A 2,663-nucleotide genomic window follows, 5' to 3' on the forward strand; every position below is an offset into this window, starting at 1 on the left:
GCTGCGCGTAGCCGTCCTGCTGCGGGTAGCCGTCCTGCTGGGCGTAGCCGTCCGCGTACTCCTGGCCGGGTCGCTCAGGCGCGGACGACGGCGAGCACGCCGTCGCGCAGCTCGGCCATCCTCGCCGGGTCCCTGGCCTCGACGTTCAGGCGCAGCAGCGGCTCGGTGTTGGAGGCGCGCAGGTTGAACCACCAGTCCGGGCCGGCCACGGTGAGGCCGTCGAGCTCGTCGACGGCGGTGCCCTCGACGGCGTAGGCGGCGCGCACGGCGGCGGTGCGGCCGGCCTGGTCGGCGACGGTGCTGTTGATCTCGCCGGAGGCGGCGTACCGGTCGTACTCGGCGGTGAGCGCGGACAGCGTGTCCGGCTGTCCGCCGAGGGCGGCCAGCACGTGCAGGGCGGCGAGCATGCCGGTGTCGGCGCGCCAGAAGTCGCGGAAGTAGTAGTGCGCGGAGTGCTCACCGCCGAAGACGGCGTCGGTGACGGCCATCTCCTGCTTGATGAAGGAGTGGCCGACCCGGGTCCGCACGGGCTTGCCGCCGAGCTCGCGGACCACCTCGGGGACGGTCCAGGAGGTGATCAGGTTGTGGATGATGGTCGGCTCGGCCTCGCCGGCGGCCCTGGCACGGGCGATCTCGCGGGCGGCGACCAGCGCGGTGATGGCCGACGGGGAGACCGGCTCGCCGCGCTCGTCGACGACGAAGCAGCGGTCGGCGTCGCCGTCGAAGGCCAGGCCGAGGTCGGCTCCGGTCTCGCGGACCCGGGCCTGCAGGTCGACCAGGTTCTTCGGGTCGAGCGGGTTGGCCTCGTGGTTGGGGAAGGTGCCGTCCAGCTCGAAGTACATCGGGACGAGCTCGATCGGCAGGCCGTCGAAGACGGTCGGCACGGTGTGGCCGCCCATGCCGTTGCCGGCGTCGACGACGACCTTGAGCGGGCGGATCGCGGCGAGGTCGACCAGGCCGAGCAGGTGGTCGGCGTAGCCGCGCAGGGTGTCCTGCCCGCTCAGGGTGCCGGGCGCCACGTCGCGCGCCGGGACGGCGACGGTGTCGTCCCCGGCGGTCCAGGACTCGACCAGCTCGCGGATCTCGGCCAGGCCGGTGTCCTGGCCGACCGGGGCGGCCCCGGCCCGGCAGAGCTTGATGCCGTTGTACTCGGCCGGGTTGTGGCTGGCGGTGAACATCGCGCCGGGCAGGTCGAGCGAGCCGCTGGCGTAGTACAGCTGGTCGGTCGAGCAGAGGCCGATCTGCACGACGTCCGCGCCGTAGCCGGCCGCGCCCTCGGCGAAGGCCAGGGTCAGCGACGGGGAGGAGGGGCGCATGTCGTGGCCGACCACGATCGCGGTCGCGCCGGTGACCTGCACGAACGCGGCGCCGAAGGCGCGGGCGAGGCTCTCGTCCCACTGGTCCGGGACGACGCCCCGTACGTCGTACGCCTTCACGAGCTGCTTGAGGTCGCGCACTGCGGCTCCACCCTGGTTCTGTGTCTGTTCGGCGAACGCGCCGGCGTCGGCCGGCGGGCCGGTCGCCCCGTGGTCACGATTGGTCCGGGCGCGCGGCACAGGCCGGTACCCGGTAGGGGGGAGCGTACCCGGGCCGGCGGAACGGGAGGTGCCCGGGCGTGGACGGGCCGGCGGGGGCGGGGCCGGTCAGTTGTCGGGCGAGCGGAGCACCCGCAGGTGGCCGCGGCGGCCGCCCTCGGTGGAGTCCCCCTCGGGGCCGCGGCCCTGACGCGGGGTCTGCGGCCGGGCCGCCTCGCGGACGGCGTTGGCGAGCGCCTCCAGGTCGTCGCTGCTGCGGCGCAGCGGTCCGGCCTCGGCGACCAGCCGGACCACCTCCCAGCCGCGGGGGGCGGTGAGGCGTTCGGCGTGCTCGGCGCAGAGGTCGTAGCAGTGCGGCTCGGCGTAGGTGGCGAGCGGGCCCAGGACGGCGGTGGAGTCCGCGTAGACGTACGTCAGCGTCGCGACGGCCGGACGGCCGCACGCGGTCCGCGAACAACGACGTACAGAGCTCACGAGGGTGGACGGTACCGCACTCCTTGCCGGGGAGCGAAGACCGCCTGTCCGGAAGGTGTGCCGTGTCGTCGTCCGCGCGCCGTCCGGGCGCTCCGCTCGCCCCGGGCGAACAGGTGCCGGAGTGGTCCACTTCCGGGCGTCCAAGGACTACTCTCGGCAGTGATATGGACAGCTCCGCACCGCAATCATCGACGGGTCCGGCACGCCGCCCGCGGCACCGCGACCGCCACGGCCGGGGTCTGCGCGGCCCGCTGGCGCCGCCCCAGGTACCGATCTCGCTCACCCGCTCCGAGTTGTTCGACGACTACGTGCGCGAGTCGGTGGAACGGCTGGAGCGGCGCTGGCCGCAGCTGATCGAGGTGGAGTTCGCCGTCCAGGAGGTGCCGCTGCACGAACCGGACGGCGCCGATCCGGACGGCGGGGTGCCACTGGGCCGGGTCTCGCCGGGCCGGAAGGGGCGCAAGAGCCAGATCGTGGTGTACCGGCGGCCGGTGGAGATCCGGGCGAAGTCGCGGGAGGACCGCGCGGCGCTGGTGCACGAGATCCTGATCGAGCAGGTGGCGGAGCTGCTGGGCCTGTCCCCCGACGCCATCGACCCGCGCTACGACGAGGACTGAGCGGTCACGCCGGAGGGGCCGCACCCGGTCGCGGGTG

Annotated in this window: 3 protein-coding genes; 1 reads left to right on the forward strand and 2 read right to left on the reverse strand. The window is 74.3% G+C overall.

Annotated elements, in window-relative coordinates; all coding sequences use genetic code 11:
* Nucleotides 1–74: 74 nt before the first annotated feature.
* A complete protein-coding gene (locus ACFCX4_RS35780; protein ID WP_376151578.1) occupies nucleotides 75–1,457 on the reverse strand; it encodes a phosphomannomutase/phosphoglucomutase in 1,383 nt (460 codons plus the stop codon).
* Nucleotides 1,458–1,643: 186 nt separating this feature from the next.
* A complete protein-coding gene (locus ACFCX4_RS35785; protein WP_376151580.1) occupies nucleotides 1,644–2,009 on the reverse strand; it encodes a DUF3499 domain-containing protein in 366 nt (121 codons plus the stop codon).
* A 164-nt stretch (nucleotides 2,010–2,173) separates the two neighbouring features.
* Between ACFCX4_RS35785 and ACFCX4_RS35790 the strand changes: the two genes are divergently transcribed.
* Nucleotides 2,174–2,626: a metallopeptidase family protein gene (locus ACFCX4_RS35790; RefSeq protein WP_376151582.1), complete on the forward strand. Its 453-nt coding sequence runs from the start codon at nucleotides 2,174–2,176 to the stop codon at nucleotides 2,624–2,626.
* Nucleotides 2,627–2,663 lie beyond the last annotated feature (37 nt).

It is taken from the genome of Kitasatospora sp. NPDC056327, from assembly GCF_042261735.1.
Classification (GTDB): domain Bacteria; phylum Actinomycetota; class Actinomycetes; order Streptomycetales; family Streptomycetaceae; genus Kitasatospora.